2 protein-coding genes and 2 pseudogenes are annotated in these 2968 nt (G+C 66.4%); all 4 read right to left on the reverse strand.

The annotated features are described in order from the left end of the window. A pseudogene (gene fliI / locus ACTHNE_RS11680) lies at positions 1-764 on the reverse strand (flagellum-specific ATP synthase FliI); the annotation flags it as partial. 41 nt (positions 765-805) lie between these two features. Further along, a complete protein-coding gene (locus tag ACTHNE_RS11685) occupies positions 806-1438 on the reverse strand; it encodes a FliH/SctL family protein (RefSeq protein WP_440269332.1) in 633 nt (210 codons plus the stop codon). Between the two features lie 121 nt (positions 1439-1559). Continuing rightward, a complete protein-coding gene (fliG, locus tag ACTHNE_RS11690; protein ID WP_324938007.1) occupies positions 1560-2567 on the reverse strand; it encodes a flagellar motor switch protein FliG in 1008 nt (335 codons plus the stop codon). After that, a pseudogene (locus ACTHNE_RS11695) lies at positions 2557-2968 on the reverse strand (flagellar basal-body MS-ring/collar protein FliF); the annotation flags it as partial. The pseudogene ACTHNE_RS11695 and the gene fliG, both read right to left, overlap by 11 nt.

The raw sequence follows: 2968 nt of genomic DNA on the forward strand, positions 1-2968 counted from the left end.
CGCGTCAACGAATCCATCAGCAGCAGCACGCGCTGGCCGCGATCGCGAAACCATTCGGCGATCGCGGTGGCGTATTGCGCGCCGCGCAGGCGCTTGAGCGGCGGCGCGTCGGCGGGCGCGGCCACGATCACCGCGCGCTCGCGGCCTTCGTGGCCCAGCGTCTGTTCGACGAACTCTTTCACTTCGCGGCCACGTTCGCCGATCAGTCCGACGACCACGACGTCGGCATCGGTGTAGCGCGTCATCATGCCAAGCAAGGTGGACTTGCCCACACCGGAACCTGCGAACAGGCCGATGCGCTGACCACGTCCCACCGTCAGCAAGGCATTGATCGCACACACGCCGGTGTCCAGCGGCGTATCGATCGGCTTGCGCGCCATCGGGTTGATCGGCTCGCGCTTGAGTGCGGCGTGGCTTTCCGCGCGCAACGGGCCTTCGCCATCCAGCGGCATGCCGTCGGCACCGACCACGCGGCCAAGCAACGCATCGCCCACCGGCAAGCCACCGGTACGCGAGCACGGCCGCACGCGCGCATTCGGCAGCACGCCATGCATTTCGGTAACGGGCATCAGCAGCAGGCGTTCGTCGGCGAAGCCCACCACTTCGGTATCCAGTTCGCTGCCATCGGCGGCATCGACCAGGCAGCGTGCGCCCAGCGGCGCTTCGCAACCTTCGGCTTCCAGGGTCAGGCCGACCACGCGGCGCAAGCGCCCTTCCACCGTCAACATCTGTGCGGCGCTTGCATGCTGTGCGCGCAGGCCCAGTTGCCGGCGCCAGCGCTGATGCTTGCCCGGCGTTGCGGCGCTCACGCGGGCACCTCGTCCACGCCATCGTCGCGATCGTCGCCGAGCACCGCATCGACGACGGCGGCCAGGCGCGTGCTGACCCGCGCATCGAGGCGCGAGCGCTCGCTTTCCAATACGCAGTCGCCGCGTTGCAAAGCGGGGTTGGCGCCGAAACGCCAATGCGGTTCGGCTGCGCCCAGTTCGCGCAATAAATCCAGATCGCCCGGATTCACCCACACGCGCAATTCGCGTGTCGAGGAAGGCAACGCCGCGGCAGCTTCGCGCACGGCGCGTTCGATCAAGGAAGGATCGAGCTGCAACTCGCGCGTCACCACGCGCTGGGCGATGACGGTGGCGAGCAAGGCCAGCTCGCGCTCGACCGCATCGTCCATGCCCGCGAGCGGACGCGCAGCGGCGGTGCACAAGGCATCCAGCCGCGTCAGGCGTTCGTCGAGTTCTTTCTTTGCTGCCGTGCGCCCTTCGGCCAAGCCTGCGGCATAGCCTTCCTCGCGCGCCTGGCGTTCGATTTCTTCCAGTTCGTAGATGGTCGGGCCGGGCGGTGCGGCAGGTTCGGCGGCGGCTTCGTTGCCGACCGAGGGTGGTTCCCAGCGGTCGAAACCGGCGACGGTTTCGCGGGTGAGGATGCCGGGCATCAGCAATTCCCCGCAGGTTGGGCTGAGGCGCAGCCGAACCCCAACGTCGTGATCGGCATGGCAATGTTGGGTTTCGGCTGCGCCTCTACCCAACCTACGCGATACCTCGAAGAGTTAGCCATTACACGAACTCGTCGCCGCTGGCCGACAGGCTGATCTGGCCCGCATCCGCCAGCTTGCGCGCGATCTGCAGCACTTCTTTCTGCGCGGCATCCACTTCGCTGAGCTTGACCGGGCCTTTCACTTCCAGGTCGTCGCGCAGCATGTCGGCGGCGCGCTTGGACATGTTGGCGAAGATCTTTTCGCGCACGCTCGCTTCAGCGCCCTTCAGCGCCACGATCAGGCTGGCGGACGGCACTTCGCGCAGCAGCGCCTGCATGCTGCGGTCGTCGATGTCGGCCAGATCGTCGAACACGAACATCAGCTCTTCGATCTTGGTGCTGAGGCCAGCGTCGTGCGTGCGGATCGCGCTCATCAATTCGGTTTCGCGCGAGGTTTCCATCGCGTTGAGAATCGCGGCCGCGGCCTTGAGGCCACCGACCGAGGCGGATTTGAGCTTGCTCGAGGTGCCGGAGAATTGGCGCTCCATGATTTCATCGAGTTCGTTCAGCGCCTGCGGCTGCACGCCATCGAGATTGGCGATGCGCATCACCGCATCGCTGCGCACGCGCTGCGGCAGGTAGCCGATCACTTCGGCGGCCTGGTCCGGCTCCAGGTGCGCCAGCACCAGCGCGATGATCTGCGGATGCTCCATGCCGATCATCTCGGCGATGGCGCGGCTTTCCATCCATTTGAGCGATTCCAAGCCCTTGGTGGAGCGGCCCAGCAAGATGCGATCGATCAGGCTGCCGGCCTTGGTTTCGCCGAGTGCGCTGACCAGCACCTTGCGGATGTATTCCTCGGTGCCCACGCCGAGCGCGGTCTGGCGGCCGATGTCTTCGTTCAGGCGATTGAGCACTTGCTCGACCTGATCGCGCGATACGTTGCTGAGCGTGGCCATGGCGGTGCCTACGGCCTGCACGTCGCGCGCACTCAAATGCTTGAGCACCTCGGCGGCATCCTGCTCGCCCAGGGTCAGCAACAGGATCGCGGCGCGCTGGGCGCCGTTGAGCAATGCCTCAGCTGCCATCGTCGCCCACCCAATTCATGACGACCTGCGCGACCTGCTTGGAATTTTCCTGCGCCAGCTTGCGTGCCAGTCCGATCTTCTGCTCGTAGGCCATGTTCTGGATTTGCGGCGAGGTGATGCGCACCGGATCGTCGCGCTCGTCATCGGCGATGCGCACGGATACGGTCGGCACCGGCCCGGCCAGCGCGGGCACCGGTTCGGGTCCGCGCAGCAGGCCTTTCAGCAGCGGGCGCAGCAAGCCGAAGGCGATCAGTACGGCGATGAGAATGCCCGCGCCCTGCTTGATCAGATCGAGCATGCCCGGACGCAGCCAGAACGGTTGCGCCACCGGCGCGCTGTCGGCCGCCGCATCGGTGGAGAACGCCTGGTTGATCACGGTGACGCTGTCGCCGCGCTGCGCG

This window comes from Dyella sp., from assembly GCF_051954575.1.
In the GTDB taxonomy this organism is placed as follows: domain Bacteria; phylum Pseudomonadota; class Gammaproteobacteria; order Xanthomonadales; family Rhodanobacteraceae; genus Dyella_B.